Here is a 24112-nt window from a genome sequence, read left to right as displayed (position 1 = left end):
AAGCTTAGTGTTTATGCTAATTTTAGTCATAAAAAAATACCCCCAAAGTCGATTTCCAACTTTGGGGGTACGCATCATATTCCATCATCAATTTATTTTAGAATATTCATTTTGCCACGTTAAGACCGGAATATTGTTTAAAAATATGTTAGCGCTTATTTTTAGTGTCATAATAGTTATATATTATTGGAATATTGAGGTGCTAAAAGAATGAATGAAGTCAAAAACAACAAACGAATCATTAGCCACCTGGAAAGACTGGCTGTTCCTGTCGTCCGCCGGCTCCACGACCTGGGTTTGCATAACGGGGTAAAAGTGCGTGTTGTCCGGCAGTTTCCCCTCCACGGACCTGTCGTGATCGAGTATCAGCGACAACGCATCGGACTGCGTTACCCCCTTTTCGCTTCGATTACGGTAAGCGATCATGAATAAGACCGTCGCTTTTATTGGCAATCCCAACACTGGCAAAACCACTATCTTTAACGCTATCAGCGACCAGTATGCCTACGTCGGCAATTGGACAGGTGTAACCGTCGAAAAAAAAGTCGGACACTTAAAAGGATCTGCAACCCAACTGGTCGACCTGCCCGGCATCTACTCTTTGAGTCCACTGACCAAAGACGAAGCCGTCGTCACCAACTATCTTCTCAACAATCAACCAGATCTGGTTCTCAACGTCATCAATGCCAACCAGCTCCAGCGTAATCTATTATTGACAATCGAATTGATCGAACGCGGCTGCCCAATGATTGTTGATCTTAACATGATTGATGATCTACACCGTAGCGGCTACGATGTCGACACAGAAAAATTGGCTCGCTTGCTGGGTTGCCAGGTAATCACCACTAACGCCCGTAACCACGAAGGGGTCAAAAAACTTCGTAACGAAATCACTGCTGATTCTTTCAAATGGCAAGCCTTGCAGCTCGCCTACCCCGAAGAAGTAGGCGCCACCATCACTAAAGTTCAAGCCGAATTAGTCAAACATTCGGGATTGGATGCTGGCTTTGCCCGTTGGCTGACTATCGAAGCCTTCAACCAAAACTCAGCGGTCCGTCATTTTGCTCGTAAGCAAGGTTTTACTTCTCTGATTACAATGAGCAAGGTAGCCGACAAGGAACACTTTAGCAAAAAAATCTACGAAACACGACTTCAGTTTATTCAGCAGATTTTGCGGGAGTGCCTCATCGTCAACTTATCAAAGCAACGACCGTCATTAACTGCCAAAATCGACCGAGTCGCAACTCAGCCATTTTTGGGTCTTCTAGTCTTTGTTGGCATTTTCTGGCTGATTTTCAAAATTAGCTTTGACTGGGTCGGCACCCCCTTGTCCGATCTACTCGACTCGTGGATTTCGGGGCCTTTTTCAACAACCGTCAGTCACTTTTTGACATCCATCGGGGCCCTTCCTGTTCTGCGTTCCTTAATCGTCAACGGGATCATCACCGGGGTCGGTGGCGTGCTGGTCTTCATCCCGCAAATCTTCGTTCTCTTCGCTTGCATCACGATTCTGGAGGATTCGGGCTACATGGCCCGGGCCGCCCTGGTAACTGACCGTTTGATGGAGTCAATCGGCTTGAGTGGTCAGTCATTTATCCCTTTAATCATTGGCTTTGGTTGCAACGTCACTGGAATCATGGCTGCCCGCACCATTCAACAGCCAAAGGAACGATTGGTAACGACTTTAATCGAACCATTTATGTCCTGTTCCGCCCGTTTGCCAATCTATAGCCTTTTTGTAGCTGCTTTCTTCCCGCACCATCAGGCGATCATCGTTCTATCATTATATTTCTTGGGAATTGTCGTCGCTCTCCTGGTCGCCAAGCTATACCAGCTTATCTTTGACCTGCGCCATGAATCCTTGCTTGCCATTGAGCTGCCAGAATATCATCTGCCACGTCTTGAAATCATCCTGCACGGTACCTGGGATAAGGGCAAGGGATTCGTCCACAAGGCCGGGACGGTGATCTTTGCCGGGACCGTCCTGATTTGGTTCCTAACAAATTTTTCAAGCCACGGCTTCACAACCCACGCGGATGCTAGTTTTGCGGCCACCATTGGTCATGCACTGTTGCCGCTCTTCCACCCACTTGGTGTCACCACTTGGCAACCGGTCAGCGCCTTAATCATCGGTGTCCTGGCCAAAGAAGTGATCACTTCGAGCATGATGGTGATGTTTCATACTTCCAGTCAGGCCTCCCTCATTGCCTCGATCGGCCACTTCTTCAACCCAATTGCGGCTTACGCCTTGTTAGTCTTCATTCTTCTTTACACGCCTTGTTTTGCCACCATCGGAACAATCAAGGCCGAAACTGGTTCCTACAAATGGCCGGCAATTTCTGTAGCCTCCAGTTTAGTGATCGCCTACTTGGTGGCCACGCTGATTTTTCAACTTGCTAGTTTAGTGATTTGAGGTGTTCCTCATGAAATTATTTATTAATCTCGTCATCGTCATTTTCATTGTCGCCCTGGCTGTCTGGCAGCTGGTCAAAAGTCTTAGACGCGCAAAAAAAGGCAAGTGTGCCGCTTGCGACTATCACTGCCCGATCAAACAACAGATGACAACCAGAAAAATGCGAACAATCAAACATTAGTCGCCTTTTTAGGCTGTACAAATTTTTAAATTATAGTATGCTAGAAGTTATGAGGTGATCGTCACAATAAACCGTTCGACCACTCAATCTTATTTCCACTGAGGAGGTTTTACGATGCTCCAAACAATTAACTTGAAGAAGGGCATGGTATTTAAGCAAGGCACCAAGTTATTCCAAGTGATGGAGATCAACCACCACAAGCCTGGTAAAGGCAATACCTTGATGCAGATGCGGATCAAGAACGTGCGCAACGGTGCGATCGTTCAAACGACAATGCGGCCATCTGAAAAGGTTGAAGACGTTACTATCGACAAGAAGGATGCTCAATTCCTTTACAACGAAGAAGACAATTACGTTTTCATGGATCTCGAAACTTATGACCAGTACAACATCGACAAGGCCCAAATTGCTTCCGATGTTCCTTACCTCGTTCCAAACATGAACTTGACTTTGGAATTTGTTGGTTCTGAATTGGTTGGCGTTGAACTGCCAGCAACGGTAACTCTGAAAGTTGCCAAGACTGAACCAATGATCAAGGGAGCTACCATCGACGGCGGTGGCAAACCTGCTACCATGGAAGGCGGTCTGGTTGTTAACGTCCCAGCCTTTGTTAAGAATGGTGACGAGATCATTGTTAACACCACTGATGGTTCATACAAGTCACGTGCTTAATCCAAACTAAATCTACAAAAAAAGCTTGTCGGTTTAATCGCCGGCAAGCTTTTTTTGCGTTATTTACGTATTAGAAGATATTATTAGCTTTCAGTTTAGTCCTCACTATCGCGAACAGCCTTCAAGGATGAACCAAAGATCTGTTCAATCGTTACTGGATCACGGTGGTCAAAGAACTGACTCTCCTTCTTGTCCAGACTATTCATAAGTTTCATCTCATCTGCGCTGAGCTCAAAGTCGAAGACATCGATGTTTTCAACCATCCGGTTCTGGTGAACTGACTTCGGAATAACCGTGATACCGCGTTGCAACAGCCAGCGAAGAATTACTTGGCCGTTGCTCTTGTCGTGAGCCGCAGCAATCTTAGCAATCGTCTCATCAGTGAAGATGTGGTGCTTACCTTCAGCAAAGGGTGCCCAAGCCTCAACCCGAACGCCTTCGTCTTGGTTAAACTTTACTTCCTGACTCTGTTGGTACCACGGGTTGACTTCAATTTGGTTGACGGCAGGTTTGACTGGCATTGTCAATTCCAAATTCTTCAGCTGGTCAGCGTAGAAATTTGAAACCCCGATTGCCCGAATCTTACCTGCTTTCTGCGCCTCTTCCAGAGCCCGCCATGCGCCCAGCGTGTCGCCATAAGGTTGGTGCAACAGGTAGAGGTCCATATAGTCAAGGCCTAATTTCTGCAGCGAAGCGTCAATTCCCGCTTTGGCTCGCTTGTAAGAAAAGTCAGAAACCCAGAGCTTGGAAGTAACGAAGATTTGGTCACGCGGCACGCTGCTCTTCTTAATCGCCTGACCCACGGCTTCTTCATTTTGGTAAGCAGCAGCCGTATCGATCAGACGGTAGCCAGTGTTAAGCGCATCTGTTACGGCTTGTTCAGCCTGGCTCAAGTCCGGCACTTGGAAAACACCAAAGCCCAGCGTTGGCATCTCAACTCCGTTGTTCAATTTAACTGTTGGTACATTAATATCTGACATATTCAATCTCCCTTTCTTGTCATAGATCATTAGCTGATGACTATATAGTAAGGCCAACAAAGCCAAAAGAAAATTACAAAAACAACATAGCAGGATACGTTCGAAGTATACTAATTGCTATACAACCGAGCTATGACAAAGCAGTCAAGATCGGCATTTCAACTCAATTTTCCCAGCATTTATAATGTAAGCAAAGGAGTAACTAACATGAAATATGATACGCTCGGCACAACTGACATCAAGGTATCGAAGCTCTGTGTCGGTTGCATGAGTTTCGGCCAAGCCGGGACAATGCACGACTGGACCCTCGATTCTGCTGACACAGAAAAAGTCGTCAAACACGCCCTGGATTTAGGGAGTAACTTTTTTGATACCGCCAATGTCTATTCCAAAGGCACCAGTGAGGAGTACCTCGGCAAGGCCCTCAAGAAAAACGTTAGTCGGGACAAGGTCGTCATCGCTTCCAAGGTTTACTTCAATCCCGGCCGGCTCTCCAAAACGGCAATCCACCGCGAAATCGACGGTACTCTCAAACGTTTGGGGACCGACTACCTCGACTTATACATTATCCATCGTTTCGATTACGACACCCCGATCGAAGAAACAATGAAAGCACTAAATGATCTGGTCAAAACCGGCAAGGTCCGGGCTATTGGGGCTTCGGCAATGTACGGCTACCAACTCTATAACATGCAATTAGCTGCGCGGGATCACGGTTGGGCCCAATTCCAAACAATGGAAAACCACTACAACCTGCTCTACCGTGAAGACGAACGGGAACTAATCCCGATCTGCAAACAAATGCACATGTCCTTAATGCCATATAGTCCCCTAGCAGGCGGTCATCTAACTCGGCCAAGCTGGAATGCGGAAACGCTTCACAGCAAGACTGACCGTGTTATCAAAGGTAAGTACGACGGGATGGAGAAGTATGATATCCACATCATCGAACATCTGCATAAAATCGCTGAAAAGTACGAGGTGCCGATGTCAGAAGTGGCCATTGCCTGGCAGTGGCACAAGGGTGTCACCGCACCGATCATTGGAGCCACCAAGGCCCACCACTTTGACTCCGCTGTCAACGCCCTCAAGCTCAAACTCAGCGACGAAGACATTGCCTACCTGGAAGAACCATACGTACCACATCCCATTATCGGGGCAATTGATCATAACCCCGCAGCGGGAGTAACTCTTCTCGATAAAAAATAACTAGCATAAAAAGATTGCCAGTAGTGAAACATCTCTCACCGCTGGCAATCTTTTTTAATTGAATTTCCGTTTATTAATGACGCCGACGCCGTAATTTCCGCAGTTTTTTGTATTTACGCTGCTGATTCTTCTTGATACTTCGCGACATCCGGTTCATCGCCATCTGGCCCATCTTACCGCCAGGCATCTGGCCGCCAAACATATTGGACAGACCACCCATGTTGCCGTTGGACACCTGTTTCATCATTTTACGCATTTGATTGAACTGCTTGATCATCCGATTGACTTCAACGATCGGTCGACCGGATCCAGCAGCAATCCGCCGGCGCCGACTAGGACTCATTAAGTCTGGGTTGGCCCGCTCCTCCTTGGTCATCGACATCACAATGGCCTTCAAATGATCCATTTCCTTCGGTGGCATGTTGACGTTCTTCAAGGCCGGATTATTGGCCATTCCCGGAATCATCTTCATGATGTTTTCAAGAGAGCCCATTTTGTGAAGCTGGTCCAATTGCTCAACGAAATCGTTGTAGTCAAAGGTGTTAGACCGCATCTTATCCATCGTTTCCTGGGCTTGTTCTTCATCATAGTTCTTCTGGGCCTTCTCGATCAGGGTCATCATGTCACCCATTCCGAGAATCCGGGAAGCCATTCGATCAGGATGAAAGACGTCCAGATCGGTCATCTTTTCCCCTTCACCGACGAACTTGATTGGCTTGCCAGTGACGGAACGAATCGACATAGCTGCCCCGCCCCGGGTATCACCATCCAGTTTGGTGAGGACGACCCCGGTGATATCAAGCTTGTCATCAAAGCCCTGAGCCGTGTTAACAGCGTTTTGCCCCGTCATGGCGTCGACCACCAGCAGAATTTCGTCCGGATGGGCTACTTCCTTGATATTGGCCAATTCATCCATCAACTTTTCATCGATTTGCAACCGTCCGGCCGTATCGATGATCACATAGTCGTTGTGTTGTTCTTTGGCCTGGGCCAAACCATCCTCAACGATCTTGACCGGATTGACATCAGTCCCTTCATCAAAGACCGGAACATCAATAGAAGCAGCAACCTGCTTTAATTGAGTAATAGCCGCGGGCCGGTAAACATCAGCCGCAATGAACAGTGGACGCGCTTTTTGTTCATCCTTCAATCGCAGGGCTAGTTTGCCGGCTGTTGTCGTTTTCCCGGCACCTTGCAAACCGACCATCATGATAATCGTCGGGATGTGTTTAGCCTTGTTCAACGGCACGGCCTCTTCACCCATCAGTTTCGTCAATTGCTCATTAACAATCTTGACGATTTGCTGGGCAGGATTGAGCCCCTTAAGGACTTCCGCCCCGGCCGCTTCCTGGCGAACCGTTTTCACGAATTTCTTAACAACGCCGAAGTTAACATCCGCTTCAAGCAATGCCAAGCGAATTTCGCGCATCGTGTCACGTAGATCGGTCTCCGTGACTTTTGGTTTGCGGCGCAGTTTTTCCATCGCCTTCTGGAGACGTTCAGTTAATCCTTCAAATGCCATTATTGCCAACTCCTGATTTAAGATTCACACTAAAAATTGCTTAATCGATTATATCACAGCCAAACACTTGCTCTGCCGGTTCATTCTGCTTCCAAGTGGTCTAATTGACCGATGAGCCGCTGCAGTTTGGTATCGCCCGCATAGTGCTGCTGAGCGTAACGGCTGAGCTGATCAAGCTTATCGTTGCGGAGATCGAATTCCAATGCCAGGTGGAGCTTGGCTTCATAAGCCATTAATATTTTTTCAGTGCGTCGAATATTATCGTAAACGGCCTGCCGGCTCACCTGAAAATTTTCCGCAATCTCGCCAAGTGAATAATCATCACCATAATACAGCTGCATGTATTCTTGCTGTTTTTTAGTCAAAAGTGGGGAGTAGAACTCCAATAAGTCATTGATTCGCTCATTTTTTTCAAGTTCCATCCCAACGACCTCCTACTTTGTTGTGACCAAACCCTTGAACAGTCCGTAAACAAACTCTTCGGCATTAAACGGCTGCAAGTCGTCAACCTTTTCGCCCAAACCAACATACTTAACTGGCAAATGGAGTTCATTTCTGATAGCCAAAACAATCCCTCCGCGGGCAGTTCCGTCCAACTTCGTGAGGATAATCCCGGTGACATCAGTATTCTGCTTGAAGAGCTTGGCCTGACTCAAGGCATTCTGCCCCGTCGTTGCGTCCACCACCAGCAAGACTTCGTGCGGTGCAGCAGGAATTTCCCGCGTAAGAACCCGCTTCATCTTAGCCAATTCCTTCATCAAATTGATCTTATTTTGAAGTCGACCAGCCGTGTCCACTAACAAGATATCGTAGTTTTCCGACTGAGCCTTCTTAACTGCATCATAAACGACGGCCGCCGGATCGCCATTTTCTGGGCCGGTGACAATATCGACTCCGTCTCGCTTAGCCCAAACATCCAGTTGTTCGGTTGCCCCGGCCCGGAAAGTATCGGCAGCGGCTAGGATGACTTTTTTGCCTTGATGCTTGTACATAGCCGCCATTTTTCCGATCGTCGTTGTCTTACCGGCACCATTAACCCCGACAAACATAATGACGGTCGGTCCTTCTTTAGCAAAATTGATAGCAGCGTTTTCGCCCTTGCCGGCTGCTTCGTACAAGTCCACCATCTTTTCAATGATAACGTTTGAAACGTCCTGCTTGGTCTTAGCGTTTTGCAACTTGACTTCATCGCGCAATTCATCCGACAGCTTGGTTGTCATGTCAACGCCGACATCCGACTCAATCAACAAATCCTCTAAATCGTCAAAAAAGTCTTCATCGACGTGACGGAAGTTAGCCAAGAAGCGATTCAGTCGCGCCCCAAAACCATGCCGCGATTTGGCAAGACCGTTATCGTATTTCTTCTCAACGGTCTGGTGGTCGGTGCCAGCGGTATCGGCTTCCTTTTCCGCCGCAACCGGCTGCTGATCACTATTGTTGACCAGTGAGCGTATCTCATTGCTAGCCACCGATTCGCTGGAATTGGCGACCGAAGATGATCCAGCAACAGATTCAGTTGCGGAAGTCAACAGGCTATCACTAGATGAAACTGACATAGACGTCGTAGACTGGCTTAGACTGTGGCTAACCGATTCTTGTGTGCTGGATACAGCCTGGCGTAGGCTGAGTGAATGGCTAGTTGACGGACTACTGCTGATTGAACCAGTCAAAGATTCGCTAATCGCACTGAGCGACTCGCTTTTGGTTTGGTTTGGTTGGATTTGCTCCTTTTTTTTGTGACGACGAAAAATATCAAATAATCCCATTGTTTCATTCCTTCCTTACTCGGCGTCGTTGGTTTCTGCAGCGGAAAGGGCGTCGGCAACGTCAACGGAAACCATTTTGGAAACACCGGATTCTTGCATCGTAACCCCGTATAAAACATCGGCATTCATCATCGTACCTTTCCGGTGCGTAATGACAATGAACTGAGGGCCCTCATTTCCGAAACGTTCCAAGTAGTGGGCAAAACGATCAACATTGACCGCATCCAGGGCCGCCTCGGGTTCGTCCAAAATCGCAAACGGTACCGGCCGCACTTTCAAAATAGCAAAGAGCAGGGCGATCGCCGTCAATGCTTGCTCACCACCGGACAGCAATGATAACTGTTGGTTACGTTTGCCTGGCGGCTGGGCGACAATGTCCACCCCCGTCTCCAGCAAGTCGTTCGGTTCTGTCAGAACCAGCTTAGCCCGACCGCCGGCAAAAATATCGGTAAAGGTTTGGGCAAAAGCCACTGAAACTTGTTGGAAAGTCGCAAGGAAACGATCCTTGACCTGGGAATCAATGTTGTTCATCGTTTGCTGCAATTGATCCTTGGCGTTCAGCAAATCCTGCCGCTGGCTGGTCAAAAAGTCGTACCGTTCTTTGACTTGATGGTACTGATCAATTGCCCCAACATTAACCGTACCTAATTCACTGAGCCCGCGCCGCAATAATTTCAATTTCGTGGCGACGGTCTGGTCGTCAGCATCGGAAATCTTGGTCCGAGCTTCGGCAAGCGTCATTTGGTAATGATCGCTGAGTCGGTTAAGTCCATTATCAATAAGCGCTGCTAGCTTAGCGTGTTGGCCGTTCAAGCGACTCAAATCATCGCTACTTGCACTTTGCAAAGCTCGCAAGCGACTCAAACTCTGATTAGCTCTATCAATTTGGCTGGCAATTTGTTCTAAACGCGCATCGTTTGCCTGTTGATTTTGCCGCGCTGCCTGAAGTTCTTTTTGGCAATGCGCAAGACTGGCCGCGGAAGTTTCCTGATCATCGTCATTAGAACGATCTGCATCCTGTAACTGCGTCTGCTCTTCTTGATTCTTTTGGCAGGCCAGCTGGTTTTGGGCCAGTGACGACTGTAAGGCCTTCAGATCACGCTGTGATTGGGCCGCTCGCTCACGTGCCACTGCCAGCCATTGTTCCTGCTGATGAATCTGGTCCCCATTATGCGACAGACTAGCATTCAATTCTTCTTGATGCTGCTGTTCGCCAGCAACCTGTTTCTTGACTCCTTCCAGCTGTGCTTCAATAGCCGCTAGCTGTTTCTTCATTCTCTTTTGTTCTTGCAGATACTGGCTGTGGTCCTCTTCCTGATTGGCACTTTCGTATTGCATCGCATTAAGCTGACGCTTCAGGGCCTTTAACTGATTGGCAGTTACTTTCAGGTTGGTCTGTCCATCATTGTACCGCTTTTGCAAAGCGACAATCTGATCTCCTAATTGACTGACCTGCAGCTGAAGTGTTTGCCGCTGATCATCCAGTTTCTTCACAGCTTTTTCGGCTTGCTCAGCCTGTTGACGTGTCTGGGCGAGAGCCTGATTCAGCTCTGCTGCCTGCCGTTTTTGCGATAAGAGACCGACCCGTCGTTGCCGATTCGCTCCCCCGGTCATTGATCCACTAGCGTTGATGACTTGACCGTCCAAAGTAACTACTCGAGCCTGGTGATGAGCTGCCCGACCAATGCTTGCCGCATGATCGAGGTTGTCAGCAATCACGGTCGTCGCCAGCAGATGATCGATTACTACTTTAATCTCTGGGGAATAATCAATCAACTGACTAGCCATACCGATAAAGCCGGGCAGCTGACTGATTGCACCAGGCTGATATGTCCGGTGACGGCTCAAAGTGTCCAGTGGAAGCAAGGTTGCCCGACCGGCCCGGTGCAGCACAAGGAAATGAATAATATCCTTGGCGGTTTGCTGATCACGGACAACCAATTGTTGTAGCTGACTGCCAAGTGCTGTTTCGACAGCGGTCGTCAACTTGGCAGGCACCGTGATCAACTCGCTCACGGAGCCTAGTAGATTAGGAAATGTCCGGCGCTCTTTCAGCACTGCCGCAACCCCATAATAATAACCAGCATAATCGGCCCGCATTGATTGATAAGTCTTAATCCGTTTCTCAGCTGCATTGACTTCCCCGAGGAGCTGATACCAGTGTCGTTGAGATTCTTCATAGTTTTGCTGAAGCTGCTGCAATTGTTGCTGCCGTTTTGTTAGCTCTTGCTGCTTAGTTGCCAGTTGTTGACTTTCAGCCTTGACAGTTTGTTCAATTTCCTGACTGTGCTGCTGCAACAACGCCTGACGTTGCCGGCTAGCCTGCAGCTGAGTGTTATTGGCGGACGCCTGTCGAGACGAACGGTCGTGACTTTGTTTCGCAAATAAAATTTTGTTGTGCACTTCAGCCGATTGTTGCATCAGGTCAATTTGCTGATTGCGCAGCTGCTCGATCTTCGCCTTAACCTGGTCGACCTGTGAAGCGGAGCCTTGCGAACGCAAGTCCTCTAAAGTGGCACGGTGCTCCTTAATAGCCGCTTGCTGTTGGTGAAGGCTGGTCTGCCGCTGGTCAATTTGTGCCGCCACCTCTTGACCCTGCTTCCTTAGTTGTTGCAGCTGTTCTTGAAGTTGACTATAGCGCTTTTGACGTTCTTCGTGATGAATTTGAGCTAACGACTGTTGGTTGTTAAGCTTGGCAATCATCTGAGTTGCATTCAAAATCTGACTGGCAAAGCGGTCTTTTTGCTGGGACCAGCGGCGTTGTTGAGCCTGAAGCTGCTTTAATTTCTCTGCAGAAGTAGCAATCTTCTCCTTGTAATCTTGATCCTGGGCTTTAACTCGACTCAGTTGGGTGCCCAGTTTGTTAAGTCCTGCCTGCTGATGATCAATCTGACGGACCGTTTGCGTCCGGTCATAGAGATCAAACTGCTCTTTTTGCTCGAGATAATCCTGCGCAATTCCAGCTGCCTCTTCGAGAGGGTCGAGCTGCTCCTTGAGCTCAGCCACAATATCATTAACCCGGTTTAGGTTTTCGTCGGTCTCGGCCAAGCGTTTCTGTGCCGTGGTCTTGTTATGCTTATATTTGGCGACCCCGGCCACGCTTTCAATAATCTGCCGCCGATCCGTCGGCTTACCGTTAAAAATAGCAGCAATCCGCCCTTGAGAGATTACCGAAAATGACTCCCGGCCAAGTCCAGAATCGATAAAGAGATCATTGATGTCTCGTAGACGCACCGGCGAACCGTTGATTAGGTATTCGCTGTCACCATTGCGGTACAGTTTACGCGTCACTTCCACCTCGGAATAATCAGTCTGCAAGTAGTGGTCAGTATTATCAAACTTAACCGATACCATTGCCCGATTGAGAGGTTTGCGATCGGCGGAGCCGCTGAAAATCACGTCCGCCATCTTGTCACCACGCAGATTTTTTGCCGACTGCTCCCCTAGAACCCAGCGGATTGCCTCGATGAGGTTGCTTTTCCCACTGCCGTTGGGGCCGACAATACCAGTGATCCCTGGCTCGAATTTGATAGTGGTTTTGTCCGCAAATGATTTAAAACCGTTCAGCTCTAACGACAATAATTGCATAATTAACTAAAATTCGCCCCTAATTTTTTTGACGTAGACGATCCAACGCTGCCTTGGCTGCAGCCATTTCGGCATGCTTTTTTGAGCTTCCTTGGCCCTCACCGATTTCCTGGCCGTTCGCAGTAACATTGACTTTAAAGACTGGCTTATTTTCTGAGCCACGCTCCGCTAGCAAATGATATTCGATGTCGACGTCGCCATGTCGTTGCAGAAATTCCTGCAAACTGGTCTTGGAGTCAACTGCGTGGTCAAACCACCCCATGTCCAACTTCGGGAAAATAACTCGGTGAATGAATTTTTCAACTGCATCTCGGCCCTGATCAAGGTAAAGGGCCCCGATAAAGGACTCAAAAATGTCACAAAGCAGTCCTGGACGTTTGCGAGCTCCGGCCTTTTCTTCGCCTTTGCCAAGACGGATATATTGATCAAAGTGACATTCCTTGGCAAACTTTGAAAAACTGTCCTCACACACCATCGCTGCCCGTAAACGGGTCAATTTTCCCTGGGGAAGCTGTGGGTAACGCTGGTAGATGTACTCGGAAACAAATAATTGCAACACCGCATCCCCTAAAAATTCAATCCGCTCGTAAAATTTCAAACCTTGATGAGGGTGTTCGTTGACGTAGGAAGCCTGGGTAAAGGCCTCTGCCAATAAATCCCGGTTATTAAACTGAATCCCGAATTCATCAGCTAAATAGTGTGAAAGTGCAGTGATATCATCCAATCGAAATACCTCCCTTGCCGAAAAAGGACCACGGGTAAAATCAGCCGTGGTCCATCTGCTATTAGTTCTCGTTCTGGTGAGCGGCAATGTAATCAACCACTTCGCCGATGGTGCTAAGCTTTTCAGCTTCCTCATCTTCAATTTGTTGGCCAAAGGTGTCTTCCAATTCCAACATAAACTCGACGAAGTCAATTGAATCGGCGTTCAAATCAGTTCGTAAGTTCAAATCTTCAGTAATTTTTGCCCGATCAACATCGAAATGATCGGCCACAATGGATGAGACCTTATCGAAAATTTCCTTTTTTTCCATTTTATTGAACCTCACATTTGATTAAACAATACAATGCCTATTTTATTAGTTTTATCTTGGATTGTCTACGGTTTTTAACTGCTTTTGTTGACCGAAAAACTCCACCGTCTGTTCAATCATCTTCGTTTCAATCATCCGGTGAATTTGGCCAATCGTACTAGCCACTGCAACAGCATCAGAGGCACCGTGAGTTTTGACAACCGGGGCTTTCAGGCCCAGCAGGACCGCACCCCCATAGGTGGAAGAGTTCATTGAGTGACCAATCTGATGCAAAACCGGGCGCAACAAAAGGTAGGCTAACTTAGCACGGAGACCACCATTTTCAATACCATGACGAATTAGGTTCATCAGCACCTTGGCCGTGCCTTCAGTAGCCTTGAGCGCTGCGTTAGCCGTCCAGCCATCACTGACCAATACATCCACTTTGCCGTTCAAGAGATCGCCACTCTCAACGTTACCGACAAAGTTCAAATCGGCTTCGTTATGCAGGTCCTGCCAGACAGCCTTGTGGAGAGTGTCTCCCTTATCTTCTTCCGCACCATTATTCAAAAGCCCAATCCGGGGGTTCTTGACGTTAAACATCCGTTCAGCATAAAAACGACCCAGATAAGCAAAGTCAACTAAGTTTTTCTCCTTACTCTCGGCATTTGCCCCAGAATCCAAATAAACCATTTGCTTGCTGGTCGCGTCAGGGTTGGCAACTGGCAAGACACTGGTCAAACCTGGGCGACTGATCCCTTTAATCCGGCCAACAATAAAAATTCCCGCCGCCAAAACAGCTCCGGTATTACCAGCCGAAAAGAAAGCATCCGCCTCTCCATCCTTGACAGCTTGCGCTGCTCGGACAATCGATGAGTCTTTCTTATGACGAATTGCCTTCACCGGTTCTTCACCCATCAAAATCTCTTGGGTTGTCTTAATCACTTTAAGACGCGTCGAGTCCTTGATCAAAGGTTGTACTCTTGCCGGGTCCCCATAGAGGTCAAATTCGATATCAGAATATTGATCTCGGGCCTTTTCAACCCCCTCAATGATCGCCTCGGGTGCGTTATCGCCACCCATTGCATCAACAGCAATTTTCATAGTCTTCCTCCTTCGTTAATCGAAATGCGTTTCGAGCTGATGCCGTCGTAAATACAGCACCAGTGGTTGATTTTCATCACGCTGATCCCAGCCGGGCGTCCGCAGAAGATCTTCCGCATCCGCTCGTGCCAACTGCAAGATCTTCAAATCGCCGACCGGATCACCAATCTTAAAATCCGGAATTCCCGATTGTTTGTTGCCCAAAACATTGCCGGAACCACGCAGTTCAAGATCCCGTTGGGCAACTTCAAAGCCATCAGTGGTGGCGACCATCGTACTCATCCGTTCGGCACCCTCATCATTCTTGGGATCAGCAATTAAGATACAGTAGCTTTGCCGATCACCACGGCCAACCCGGCCCCGCAATTGATGTAACTGGGCCAAGCCAAAGCGATCTGCATCGTAGATCATCATAATGGTGGCATTCGGGTTGTCGACCCCAACTTCAATCACCGTCGTTGCCACCAGCACTTGAATATCCCCATCTTGAAACTGCTTCATCACCCGTTGTTTCTCATCATCATCGAGTCGTCCGTGTAATAGTCCAACAGTGTACTGCTTGGCAAAATATTTAGCAAGTTTCTCGTGCAGTTTTTCAGCATTTTTAACATCCAGCGATTCTGACTCTTCAATCAAGGGGCTCACCACGTAAGCCTGCGCACCGGCAGCCAATTGTTCTTCCAAAAATTGCAAAGCAGTTGGCTCCTGATTATTGCGCAGCCACCTCGTAATGATCGGCTTGCGGCCGGCTGGTAACTGGTCAATTACAGATACGTCCATTTCACCATAAGTCGTAATCGCCAGGGTCCGTGGGATCGGAGTGGCGGTCATTGCCAATACATCTGGCCGGTTACCCTTTTCCCGCAGAAGCTGACGTTGGTGAACCCCAAAACGGTGTTGCTCATCAATCACTGCAAGACCAAGGTTAGCATACTCAATCGAATCCGAAATCAAGGCATGGGTACCGATAATCAAATTAATCGAACCATCTTTGATCCCAGCAGCCAATTGTCGATGCTGTTTTGGTTTAAGCGAGCCCGTCAGCAACCCGATATACACCGGAGTGCCAGTAAAGATCTTGGCTAACTTGGCCGCATGTTGAGCCGCCAAAATTTCCGTAGGCGCCATCAGTGCTGCCTGGTAGCCCGCGTTAATTGTAGCGTAAATAGCAATTGCTGCCACGATCGTTTTGCCAGACCCGACGTCCCCCTGAAGAAGCCGATTCATTTCAAAAGGACGGCGGAGGTCACGGCAGATCTCGTTGACAACTCGTTTTTGTGCTTTGGTCAGTTCAAAGGAAATCGTTTTGATAAAAGCCTTTAATTCGTCGTTATGATACAGGATGCGATTACCCGCAACTTGTTCGTTAGCTAATTTTGTTGCCTGGAGGCGTAACTGAAAGAGGAAAAATTCCTCATACGTTCCCGTCCGTCGCGCTGCCTTTAAAGTACTAGTGTCATGGGGAAAATGCAATTCACGAATCATGTCGCGCCGCTCCATCAACTGATAGCGCCGGCGCAATTTGATCGGCAAAAGGGTAGCAATCACGTCCTGGTACTGCTGAAAAGCCACTTTAACTAGCTTCCGCAAGGCACTTTGGCGAACATGTTTATTAGCAGGGTAAATCGCTCCTAATTCATCATTGCCCTCAGCGGCTTTCGTCACTAGCTTCGTTCCCAAAATCTGCTGGCGAGCCGCCTCCCATTTACCGAGGATGGTCACCTCATCGTTAAGTGCCACCTGTTTTTTTAGGTAGGGCTGGTTGAAAAATGACACCATCACGACATTGCGGTCGACCAGCACCCGAAAACTCAAGCGGTTGCGCCGGTAACCGAAGCGAGACAAAATCGGCTCAGACATCACTGTGCCTGCCACCGTTACCTTTTGCTTGTCTTTGGCCGTTGTCAAATCAGTCGGAGCAAAATCATCATAACGGGCTGGGTAGTATGTTAACAGATCGCCCACCGTCTGAATGTCCAGGGTTGCGAGATTAGCTGCCATTTTAGGCCCGACGCCTTTCAATTTGGTGACAGGATCTTGTAAACTCTTCATCGCTTCACCTTCCCAGCAACTACATTAATAGGCTCCAAAGCCTGGCACAGACCAGACATTGGAGCCCCATTCAAGTTAAGTCAATCAAATTCAAAAATTGCTATTCAACTGAGATCAAGTAAGGGTAAACTGGTTGGTCGCCTTCATAAATCTGAACATCCAATTCATCATCGAAGCCCAAAACGGCATCCTGAATCTTTTTTGCTTGATCTTCACTGCCATCCGCCCCATAAATGATGGTGACCACTTCACTGTCTTCGTCCAGCATCCCCTGAACCATCTTAACCGCTGCAGTGGTCAAGTCTGGGTCGGTATTGGTGATCTCGCCATCAACGATCCCCATATAATCGTCCTTCTTGATAGTCCGACCATGAATCGTCGTATCACGAACCGCCACAGTCACTTCACCACTCTTGACGTTAGCACAGTTAGCTTCCATCGCATCATGATTCTTTTGCAAATCACTCTCTTGGTTGTAATCCAGGAGCGCGGTCAATCCCTGCGAAATCGACTTAGAGTGAACAACTTTTGTCGGAATCTCGGCGACTTCAGCAGCTTGATCCGCCGCCATAAAGATATTGCCATTATTTGGCAAAACCAAGGCCTGCTTAGCGCCGCTCTTGTTAATAGCGTCAGCAATGTCTTGAATCGACGGATTCATTGTCTGACCGCCATTGATCACGTGAGTCACACCCATGCTCTTAAAGAGTTTGGCAACCCCATCACCAGCACAAACAGCAATAACCGCTGTGGTCGGAGCTTCTTTTTGAGCCTTTGCAGCAACCTCTTTAACCGGCGTGCTCTCTTCCTCGTCGTGCTCCATGATCTGTTCCTGCTGCCAACGCATATTATCAACCTTAACGGTTTGCAGGTCACCAAATTCTTGTCCCCATGACAAAACCTTGCCAGGGTGCTCCGTGTGAACGTGAACCTTCACCACTTCATCATCATTAATGACCAGTAGGCTGTCCCCGAGCTTCGCCAGATAGTTGTAGAAGGTATCGTAATCAAACTTACGGTCAACCTGTTTGCCTCGACCAAGGCGCACCATTATTTGCGTGCAGTAACCATACTTGATGTCATCTGGATTTAACTTGCCCTGAGCGCTCTGGTGATGCTTGGCATTGATCATCTCGTCAATCTGGGCATTATCCGGCATTGACGAGTCATCAATTTGCTTCCCCATCAGTGCATCATAAAAGCCCTGCAGGACGAAGACCAGACCTTGGCCCCCGGAGTCAACGACGCCGACTTCTTTTAAAACGGCTAACAAATCAGGGGTGGACTTAAGTGCTTTCTCGGCCGCATCCAAAATGATTTTTAATTCAGCTTCAACATCCGTTCCCGGGTGCTCCTTAATATCGTTCAGGCCCGCTTGGGCTGATTCACGGACAACCGTTAAAATCGTCCCTTCTGTCGGCTTCATCACGGCCTTATATGCCGTTTGGGCACCGGCAGCGTATGCATGTACGAATTCGGCACTCGTTAACGTCTGTTTACCTTTAACGTCCTTGGCAAAACCGCGAAAAATCTGTGAAAGGATAACACCGGAATTGCCACGTGCTCCCATCAGCAGTCCCTTCGCCAAAGCGGCCGCTAAGTCGCCGACTGCGCTGCTCGTTTCATCACGTTCGTATTTTGCGCCACTGGACATTGACATCGACATATTGGTGCCGGTATCTCCGTCTGGCACGGGAAAGACGTTTAACGAGTTGATAAACTTCGCCTGTTGATTGAGTTTTGCTGATGCCGCCTGCACCATCTTCCCAAATTCCAGGTTGGTTATTTCCTTTACTGCCAATTCAAATGCCTCCCGCGAAAACTAATCACTAACAACCTTGACACCTTGGACCAGCACATTTACAGAACTAGCTGAAATTCCGAGCATTGATTCAAGGTTGTACTTTACCTTCTGTTGAACACTTTTGCAAACTTCGGAAATTTTAGTTCCGTAGCTGACAATAATGTTGACATCCACTGAAATGCCGTTATCTAACTGACGAACGACAACTCCCTTACTGTAGTTTTCACGGCGCAGGATTTGGTTAAAACCGTCCCGAACGGGATTGCGGCTCGCCATCCCAACGACACCGTAATTATCCGTTGCAGCGCCGCCAACAACTGTTGAAATGACATCGTTGGCAATATCAATTGTTCCAGCGTGCGTCTTAATCTTTACCGCCATCGTAACGGCCTCCTTATTTCATGATTGCGCAATCAGTTGCTGTTATTTTAACATAGCACCCGCTAAAAATAAAAAACCGTCCGCCAAAGCTGCGAACGGTCTAAGTTATAAACCCGAACTAAGCACGGGTAACCTTGCCTGACTTCAGGGTACGTGCAGAAACGTAAACCTTCTTTGGCTTACCGTTTACCAAGATGGTAACCTTTTGCAAGTTTGGTTTCCAGCTCCGCCGGTTGGCGTTCAAAGCGTGTGAACGCTTGTTGCCGAACCGGGTATGCTTACCAGTGAAGTAATCCTTAGCCATGGTTTCCCCTCCTCTGCTTTCATTTTTCGCCACGCATTTGCGCTTTAACTCACTTAAATAATTTACCATAGCCCCTTCATAATTGCAACAATTAGTTTCAAGTATTTTTGCTTGACAGCTAATTTAGGGCTGACCGGAATGGTCGCCGGGCACGTCCCGAGACTGAACTACCGCGACGATTCCATCACCTAAAGAGAAGTGGTTAACCTCCCCCACAAACTCATTGCTGGCCCAAGCAACCGGAACCTGACTGTCCCAGTGCTGAACCAAGCGAGTATATTTTTCATCGATGAGGGTTAGATCATGCACGGGAGTCAAATTGACGAAGGCCAAATACTTCATCGCTGGCAGCTTTTTGATGCTGTACTTGCCAGGAGTGTAATAACGGACCACGTTGCCACGATCGACAATCTGCAACCGACTCAATAGCTGATCAAAAGGTGCCACGAGCGGCAAAAACAGGTTGTTGAGGAAATGATCGATGCGGCCCCCGGTAGCCCCCCACAAATTAACCTGTTGAAAGTCGTAATGGTCAAGAACCGTTTTCAGGCCAAGCTGGGTATCGGTATAATCTTTGGGTTCAGGCGGAAAGGTTCGAACGCGCCCGACCGCCTCAACTACCGCCCGTTCCTCAGCCTTGGTGCTGGAATCAAAGTCACCCAATGCGTAAGCAGGCACCATCCCCATCTTCACTAGGCGAACCGCTCCTTTATCAACAGCCACCCACGGCTCCTGACGGTGAGCAAGTACTAAATCCCAGGGGATCAGTCCTTCGGGGCCCCCGACCATCAAATTTACGACCGCTGCTTTGTGAAGTTTTTGTCCTTGACTTTCCATCTGCGACCTCCCGACAAAAAGTCCCCAGCACCATGAAGCGTACCGGGGGCAATTAAATCAATCTCTTTGATTACTTCGTTGCGTTTTTGATAGCGTTTAAGCGTGCAACCGGGTCGTCCGAGCCAAAGACATAAGAACCGGCAACCGCTACCGTTGCGCCAGCCTTATAGCAGTCAACAACCGTCTTGTCGTTGATACCGCCATCAACTTCGATATCGTAATGGTAACCCTTTTGCTTCTTGATGTCATTCAGTTGAGCAATCTTTGAAACCGTTTCTGGCAAGAACTTTTGCCCACCAAAACCGGGGTTAACAGTCATGACCAGAACCTGATCAACCATGTGCAAGACCGGTTCGACCATGCAAACGGGTGTCCCTGGATTTAAAACAACTTCTGGTTTCATCCCGTGGTTGCGGATCAGTTGCATTGCCCGGTGAATGTGCTTGGTTGCTTCAACTTGAATTCCGAGAATGTCAGAACCAGCATCAGCAAACATTGGAATCAGATGCTCAGGATTTTGCACCATCAAGTGGACATCAACAACCATGTTGGTCACGTCGTTAACGGCCTTGGCAAAACCCGGGCCGTAAGAAATGTTTGGTACAAAAGTCCCGTCCATTACGTCAACATGGACGTATTCAGCCCCGGCTTTTTCAACCTTTTCGATATCACGCTGCAAGTTCATGTAATCTGCACTCAAAATTGATGGTGCGACTTTAATCATTAATGATCTCTCCGTTTCTCATAAATTGGTTTGCGACTGGCAACTAAGTCCTGAAACTGGAGATAGTTGTCATAACGCGACTTCATAATTATACCATCACTGACGGCTGCTTTCACTGCGCAACCTGGTTCCTTGAGATGCAGGCAGCCGCGAAAACGACATTGTGGCGCCAGCTTGGCCATTTCCGGAAATAATTGGGGCAATTCCTCTTTTGTGATAGACAAGTCTTCATAAGAGGAAAAGCCGGGTGTGTCAGCGATAAGGGCCTGACCCACCTGCAACAAGCTAACCTTGCGGGTCGTGTGGCGGCCCCGTTTTAACGCTGTCGAAATCTCTCCCGTCGCTAACTGTAACTGCGGTGCCAGGTGATTTAAGAGTGTCGACTTGCCGGCCCCGGTCTGCCCCATCATTGTGACAATGTGGCCATCTAGCTGTGCCTGCAGCCGCGCTAATTGTTCCTTAGCGAAAGGATCTCGATCACAAAAGATTTGGTAACCGGCCCGGGAATATCCCCGAACCACCTCCTGCAGTGCCTGCCACTGCTCGTCCGTCGTTAAATCAGTCTTGGAAAAAAATAGGCATGGTCGAATTCCTTGTTTTTCCAAAGCGACCAGCTGCCGATCCAACAAGTTGGTAGACATCGTCGGTTGCACTGCCGCCGTAACAACGACAGCCATATCAACGTTTGCAACAGGTGGCCGTTTTAGTTCATTGACGCGTGGGAGAACTTTCAGTAGGTAGCCATGTTGAAGGTCTTCACTACTAAACTCAACCCGGTCGCCGACAATCGGTTTAATCTTACGGGCACGAAAATTGCCACGTGCCCGGGTTCGATAAATCTGGTTACCGCTCAAAATATCATAAAACCCACTCAGTGATTGTTGAATTAATCCTTTCACATAGTCCTCCTAGCCGGTAATGTTGGTTGCACTCATAATCGTTCGCCCATTTCGAATAACCCGGTACGAACCCATCTGCCCTTTCTTGAGAGTAAACGGCACGTTAATCGTTGTTTCCTGATTAATCGTAATGTCCTGATATTCCATCGTCAGGTTGTGATTGGCATCCGCAATGTAGACTTGCACCCGATTCTCCCGTTTTCCTTCATTCCCATCAAAAGGAATATTGATCTGGATAGTAGTTGTTTTCGTTTGGGCGCCAGATGAGGCCACACCGACGGTTAAAGTATCACCCGAAACGAGCTTAGAGCCTGCTTTTGGTCGCTGATCGACGACGTGGTTGGTAGCCATCGTTTTAGAGTGCTTTTCCGTCGTTGTCAGCTGCAAGCCATATTTGTTGGCAAAATCCTGTACATCGCGGACATCACGGTTGCGAAAATCGGGAATCGTGATCTGTTTCTTGCCTGCGCTGACAGTCAGGGTCACCTGATGTTTTTGGGGTGAAATCACTGCATCTTTACTGTAATTTTGCGAAATAACGGCTCCTTGGTCGACGCTATCAGAATATTCCTTTTTAACATGGACGGTAAATCCTTTTGACTCAAGACTCTGGCTAGCCGTCTCAACCGGCTGACCAACGTAGCTTGGCATTTTAAAGGATTTAACACCACTACTAATAACGAGGTTCACTGCCTGATTGCGTTTTACATGGCCATCCGGATGGTTGGTACGGATGACATGATTCGCCGCCACATCACGACTAAAGGCGGTTTTGACAGTACCAACCTTGATATGATCCTTAGCCAAACGCTTACGGGCCGCATGCTCAGTCATCCCATTGACATTGGGAAAAGCGATCTGTTGGTTGTTGTACCAAACTGTTCCCCCGCCGATCAAGACGACCAAAGCTGCGATACCACCTAAAATAGCTTTTTGATAATGATGCCACCAAGAACCCTTCTTGGTCTGTGACTCTTCCTGCTCATCATCATTATGGGCTTGCTGGTGCTTTTCTCGCAATTTTCGCATGTCCAAAACCTTAGTTTCTCCATCATCTTCGTGATGCAGACAAAAGACCGGTTCATTTTTGCGGGCTGGATCGAGTGATGTCCTGAGATCATCAGCCATTGCCTTAGCGGACTGATAACGATCCTCAGGGCGTTTAGCCGTTGCGTGGAGCACCACATTTTCCAACGGCTGAGGAATCGACGGAAATTGAGAACGCACCGATGGAACATTGTCACGAGAATGTTTCAACGCAATGGAAACGGCATTCTCCCCTTCAAAAGGCACCTTACCCGTCAACAACTCATAGAGAATGATCCCTAAAGAATAAATGTCGGAAAGCGATGTCGCCATGCTACCACGGGCTTGCTCTGGCGATAAGTAATGAACTGATCCCAGTAACGTATTGGTTTGTGTTAAAGAATTTTCTGACGTTGCTGTTGCAATGCCAAAATCAGTGATCTTAATATTTTTGTTGTCATCGATTAAGATGTTTTGCGGCTTCAAATCACGGTGAATAATACCATGGTTGTGGGCAACTTCTACCGCTGAAAGCACCTGCTCCATGATGTCAATCACTTGAGGAAGTGGAATCGGGAAATACTGGTTAATGTACGCTTTGAGGTCCATTCCATCAACATATTCCATTACCATGTATTGCATTCCCTGATCGATGCCAACGTCATAGACGCCTACAATATGCGGATCACTCAGCTGAGTGGTTGCCATTGCTTCCCGTTCAAATCGATGACGGGTCTTCGGATCGTCGCGAAGGTCAACCCGCAAGAGTTTCACAGACACATTCCGATCAAGGACAAGATCCCGGGCAAGGTAAACATTTGCCATTCCGCCTTCACCAAGTGGCCGGATAATTTTGTACCGGTTACTAAGCTTATATCCAGGCTTCATTTTATAACCTCTCCTGGTCTTTCTGACTAATTAATACGGTGATATTGTCAGGACCGCCAGCTTTATTCGCCATCTTAACTAGTTGACTGCACTTTTTATCAAGCGGCTTGCTAGAGTTTAAAACCTTGGTCAACTGGTTATTATCTACCAAGTTGCTGAGGCCATCCGTGCACAGCAAAAGCTGGTCACCTTCGTTAAAAGGAAAACAGTTGACATCGGCTTCGGCCTTGGTCGAAATTCCAATTGCCCGGGTAATAATGTTTTTTTGCGGCGAACGAGCAGCTTCTTGCTCTGTCAAATCACCATTTTTAACTAATTCATTGACGAGGGAATGGTCGATGGTAATTTGAGTCAACAAACCATCATGCATGATATAACCTCGACTGTCACCAATGTTAGCGACAACCATCGAATGATCATAAAAGATAGCCGCCACGAGGGTGGTGCCCATTCCCTGATATGAACTTTTTTGTTTTGATTTTTTTAAAACTTGATTGTTAATTGATTGTACCTGTGCGGCAAGCCATGACGTTGCTTCATCGTCATTGCTCGGCGGGTTTTTGATAAAATCACGACCAAGGCTTTTAATCGTCATCTCCGCCGCCAAGTCGCCACGTTGGTTGCCACCAATACCATCAGCAACAACTGCTAACTGTGGGCCTTGTTCACTTATAAATTTAGCCACCCGGTCTTGATTCTGCGACCGTTGACGGCCAATGTTAGTCTGGAAAGCAGTTTTCATTGTCTCC

General features: G+C 47.9%; 21 protein-coding genes. 4 read left to right on the top strand and 17 right to left on the bottom strand.

Going from position 1 to position 24112, the window contains the following annotated elements; all coding sequences use genetic code 11:
• Positions 1–210: 210 nt before the first annotated feature.
• The 3 genes from QOR82_RS04145 (at position 211) to efp (ending at position 3266) form a co-directional block, all read left to right on the top strand.
• On the top strand, positions 211–432 hold the full coding sequence (locus tag QOR82_RS04145; RefSeq protein WP_283583508.1) for a FeoA family protein: 222 nt from the start codon (positions 211–213) through the stop codon (positions 430–432).
• On the top strand, positions 425–2413 hold the full coding sequence (gene feoB, locus QOR82_RS04140; protein WP_283583507.1) for a ferrous iron transport protein B: 1989 nt from the start codon (positions 425–427) through the stop codon (positions 2411–2413). The genes QOR82_RS04145 and feoB overlap by 8 nt, the downstream gene beginning before the upstream one ends.
• Before the next feature lie 295 nt (positions 2414–2708).
• On the top strand, positions 2709–3266 hold the full coding sequence (efp, locus tag QOR82_RS04135; protein WP_283583506.1) for an elongation factor P: 558 nt from the start codon (positions 2709–2711) through the stop codon (positions 3264–3266).
• A 95-nt stretch (positions 3267–3361) separates the two neighbouring features.
• Here efp and QOR82_RS04130 read toward each other — a convergent pair whose 3' ends face one another.
• On the bottom strand, positions 3362–4246 hold the full coding sequence (locus QOR82_RS04130) for an aldo/keto reductase (RefSeq protein WP_283583505.1): 885 nt from the start codon (positions 4244–4246) through the stop codon (positions 3362–3364).
• Positions 4247–4453: 207 nt separating this feature from the next.
• Here QOR82_RS04130 and QOR82_RS04125 point away from each other — a divergent pair, with 207 nt between their 5' ends.
• The gene (locus tag QOR82_RS04125; RefSeq protein WP_283583504.1) at positions 4454–5455 is read left to right on the top strand and encodes an aldo/keto reductase; all 1002 of its coding nucleotides are present in this window, start codon (positions 4454–4456) and stop codon (positions 5453–5455) included.
• Positions 5456–5528: 73 nt separating this feature from the next.
• Here QOR82_RS04125 and ffh read toward each other — a convergent pair whose 3' ends face one another.
• The 16 genes from ffh to QOR82_RS04045 all read right to left on the bottom strand — a co-directional run bounded on the left by ffh (position 5529) and on the right by QOR82_RS04045 (position 24105).
• Positions 5529–6977, bottom strand: a complete 1449-nt coding sequence (gene ffh / locus QOR82_RS04120) for a signal recognition particle protein (protein WP_283583503.1) — start codon at positions 6975–6977, stop codon at positions 5529–5531.
• An 80-nt stretch (positions 6978–7057) separates the two neighbouring features.
• A complete protein-coding gene (locus tag QOR82_RS04115; RefSeq protein WP_283583502.1) occupies positions 7058–7399 on the bottom strand; it encodes a putative DNA-binding protein in 342 nt (113 codons plus the stop codon).
• A gap of 12 nt (positions 7400–7411) precedes the next feature.
• Positions 7412–8743: a signal recognition particle-docking protein FtsY gene (gene ftsY, locus QOR82_RS04110; protein WP_283583501.1), complete on the bottom strand. Its 1332-nt coding sequence runs from the start codon at positions 8741–8743 to the stop codon at positions 7412–7414.
• 15 nt (positions 8744–8758) lie between these two features.
• Positions 8759–12331, bottom strand: a complete 3573-nt coding sequence (smc, locus tag QOR82_RS04105; RefSeq protein WP_283583500.1) for a chromosome segregation protein SMC — start codon at positions 12329–12331, stop codon at positions 8759–8761.
• Between the two features lie 19 nt (positions 12332–12350).
• A complete protein-coding gene (rnc, locus tag QOR82_RS04100) occupies positions 12351–13046 on the bottom strand; it encodes a ribonuclease III (protein ID WP_283583511.1) in 696 nt (231 codons plus the stop codon).
• A gap of 70 nt (positions 13047–13116) precedes the next feature.
• Positions 13117–13365, bottom strand: a complete 249-nt coding sequence (gene acpP, locus QOR82_RS04095) for an acyl carrier protein (protein WP_283583499.1) — start codon at positions 13363–13365, stop codon at positions 13117–13119.
• 51 nt (positions 13366–13416) lie between these two features.
• On the bottom strand, positions 13417–14448 hold the full coding sequence (plsX, locus tag QOR82_RS04090; protein WP_283583498.1) for a phosphate acyltransferase PlsX: 1032 nt from the start codon (positions 14446–14448) through the stop codon (positions 13417–13419).
• 15 nt (positions 14449–14463) lie between these two features.
• The gene (recG, locus tag QOR82_RS04085; RefSeq protein ID WP_283583497.1) at positions 14464–16500 is read right to left on the bottom strand and encodes an ATP-dependent DNA helicase RecG; all 2037 of its coding nucleotides are present in this window, start codon (positions 16498–16500) and stop codon (positions 14464–14466) included.
• Positions 16501–16600: 100 nt separating this feature from the next.
• Positions 16601–18301 (bottom strand): DAK2 domain-containing protein, encoded by a 1701-nt coding sequence (locus QOR82_RS04080; RefSeq protein ID WP_283583496.1) that lies wholly within the window; start codon positions 18299–18301, stop codon positions 16601–16603.
• Positions 18302–18322: 21 nt separating this feature from the next.
• Complete coding sequence (locus QOR82_RS04075) at positions 18323–18685, bottom strand: Asp23/Gls24 family envelope stress response protein (RefSeq protein WP_283583495.1); 363 nt, start codon at positions 18683–18685, stop codon at positions 18323–18325.
• Between the two features lie 118 nt (positions 18686–18803).
• A complete protein-coding gene (rpmB, locus tag QOR82_RS04070) occupies positions 18804–18989 on the bottom strand; it encodes a 50S ribosomal protein L28 (protein WP_283583494.1) in 186 nt (61 codons plus the stop codon).
• Positions 18990–19112: 123 nt separating this feature from the next.
• Complete coding sequence (locus QOR82_RS04065; protein ID WP_283583493.1) at positions 19113–19826, bottom strand: thiamine diphosphokinase; 714 nt, start codon at positions 19824–19826, stop codon at positions 19113–19115.
• Positions 19827–19896: 70 nt separating this feature from the next.
• On the bottom strand, positions 19897–20550 hold the full coding sequence (gene rpe / locus QOR82_RS04060) for a ribulose-phosphate 3-epimerase (RefSeq protein WP_283583492.1): 654 nt from the start codon (positions 20548–20550) through the stop codon (positions 19897–19899).
• The gene (gene rsgA / locus QOR82_RS04055; RefSeq protein ID WP_283583491.1) at positions 20550–21449 is read right to left on the bottom strand and encodes a ribosome small subunit-dependent GTPase A; all 900 of its coding nucleotides are present in this window, start codon (positions 21447–21449) and stop codon (positions 20550–20552) included. The genes rpe and rsgA overlap by 1 nt, the downstream gene beginning before the upstream one ends.
• A 9-nt stretch (positions 21450–21458) precedes the next feature.
• On the bottom strand, positions 21459–23363 hold the full coding sequence (gene pknB, locus QOR82_RS04050; protein WP_283583490.1) for a Stk1 family PASTA domain-containing Ser/Thr kinase: 1905 nt from the start codon (positions 23361–23363) through the stop codon (positions 21459–21461).
• Position 23364: 1 nt separating this feature from the next.
• Entirely contained in the window at positions 23365–24105 is a 741-nt protein-coding gene (locus QOR82_RS04045) for a Stp1/IreP family PP2C-type Ser/Thr phosphatase (RefSeq protein WP_283583489.1), read from the bottom strand.
• Positions 24106–24112: the final 7 nt, after the last annotated feature.

The organism is Limosilactobacillus difficilis (assembly GCF_947387495.1).
Taxonomy (GTDB): Bacteria; Bacillota; Bacilli; order Lactobacillales; family Lactobacillaceae; genus Limosilactobacillus; species Limosilactobacillus difficilis.
The sequence above is the reverse complement of the archived record's forward strand: the minus strand, read 5'-3'. Positions and strand labels throughout refer to the sequence as shown.

What these genes read in the sequence shown, in the direction of transcription:
- QOR82_RS04145 (WP_283583508.1), top strand. Translation starts at nt 211, where the DNA reads ATGAATGAAGTCAAAAACAACAAACGAATCATTAGCCACCTGGAAAGA.
- feoB (WP_283583507.1), top strand. Translation starts at nt 425, where the DNA reads ATGAATAAGACCGTCGCTTTTATTGGCAATCCCAACACTGGCAAAACC.
- efp (WP_283583506.1), top strand. Translation starts at nt 2,709, where the DNA reads ATGCTCCAAACAATTAACTTGAAGAAGGGCATGGTATTTAAGCAAGGC.
- QOR82_RS04130 (WP_283583505.1), bottom strand. Translation starts at nt 4,246, where the DNA reads ATGTCAGATATTAATGTACCAACAGTTAAATTGAACAACGGAGTTGAG.
- QOR82_RS04125 (WP_283583504.1), top strand. Translation starts at nt 4,454, where the DNA reads ATGAAATATGATACGCTCGGCACAACTGACATCAAGGTATCGAAGCTC.
- ffh (WP_283583503.1), bottom strand. Translation starts at nt 6,977, where the DNA reads ATGGCATTTGAAGGATTAACTGAACGTCTCCAGAAGGCGATGGAAAAA.
- QOR82_RS04115 (WP_283583502.1), bottom strand. Translation starts at nt 7,399, where the DNA reads ATGGAACTTGAAAAAAATGAGCGAATCAATGACTTATTGGAGTTCTAC.
- ftsY (WP_283583501.1), bottom strand. Translation starts at nt 8,743, where the DNA reads ATGGGATTATTTGATATTTTTCGTCGTCACAAAAAAAAGGAGCAAATC.
- smc (WP_283583500.1), bottom strand. Translation starts at nt 12,331, where the DNA reads ATGCAATTATTGTCGTTAGAGCTGAACGGTTTTAAATCATTTGCGGAC.
- acpP (WP_283583499.1), bottom strand. Translation starts at nt 13,365, where the DNA reads ATGGAAAAAAAGGAAATTTTCGATAAGGTCTCATCCATTGTGGCCGAT.
- plsX (WP_283583498.1), bottom strand. Translation starts at nt 14,448, where the DNA reads ATGAAAATTGCTGTTGATGCAATGGGTGGCGATAACGCACCCGAGGCG.
- recG (WP_283583497.1), bottom strand. Translation starts at nt 16,500, where the DNA reads ATGAAGAGTTTACAAGATCCTGTCACCAAATTGAAAGGCGTCGGGCCT.
- QOR82_RS04075 (WP_283583495.1), bottom strand. Translation starts at nt 18,685, where the DNA reads ATGGCGGTAAAGATTAAGACGCACGCTGGAACAATTGATATTGCCAAC.
- rpmB (WP_283583494.1), bottom strand. Translation starts at nt 18,989, where the DNA reads ATGGCTAAGGATTACTTCACTGGTAAGCATACCCGGTTCGGCAACAAG.
- QOR82_RS04065 (WP_283583493.1), bottom strand. Translation starts at nt 19,826, where the DNA reads ATGGAAAGTCAAGGACAAAAACTTCACAAAGCAGCGGTCGTAAATTTG.
- rpe (WP_283583492.1), bottom strand. Translation starts at nt 20,550, where the DNA reads ATGATTAAAGTCGCACCATCAATTTTGAGTGCAGATTACATGAACTTG.
- pknB (WP_283583490.1), bottom strand. Translation starts at nt 23,363, where the DNA reads ATGAAGCCTGGATATAAGCTTAGTAACCGGTACAAAATTATCCGGCCA.
- QOR82_RS04045 (WP_283583489.1), bottom strand. Translation starts at nt 24,105, where the DNA reads ATGAAAACTGCTTTCCAGACTAACATTGGCCGTCAACGGTCGCAGAAT.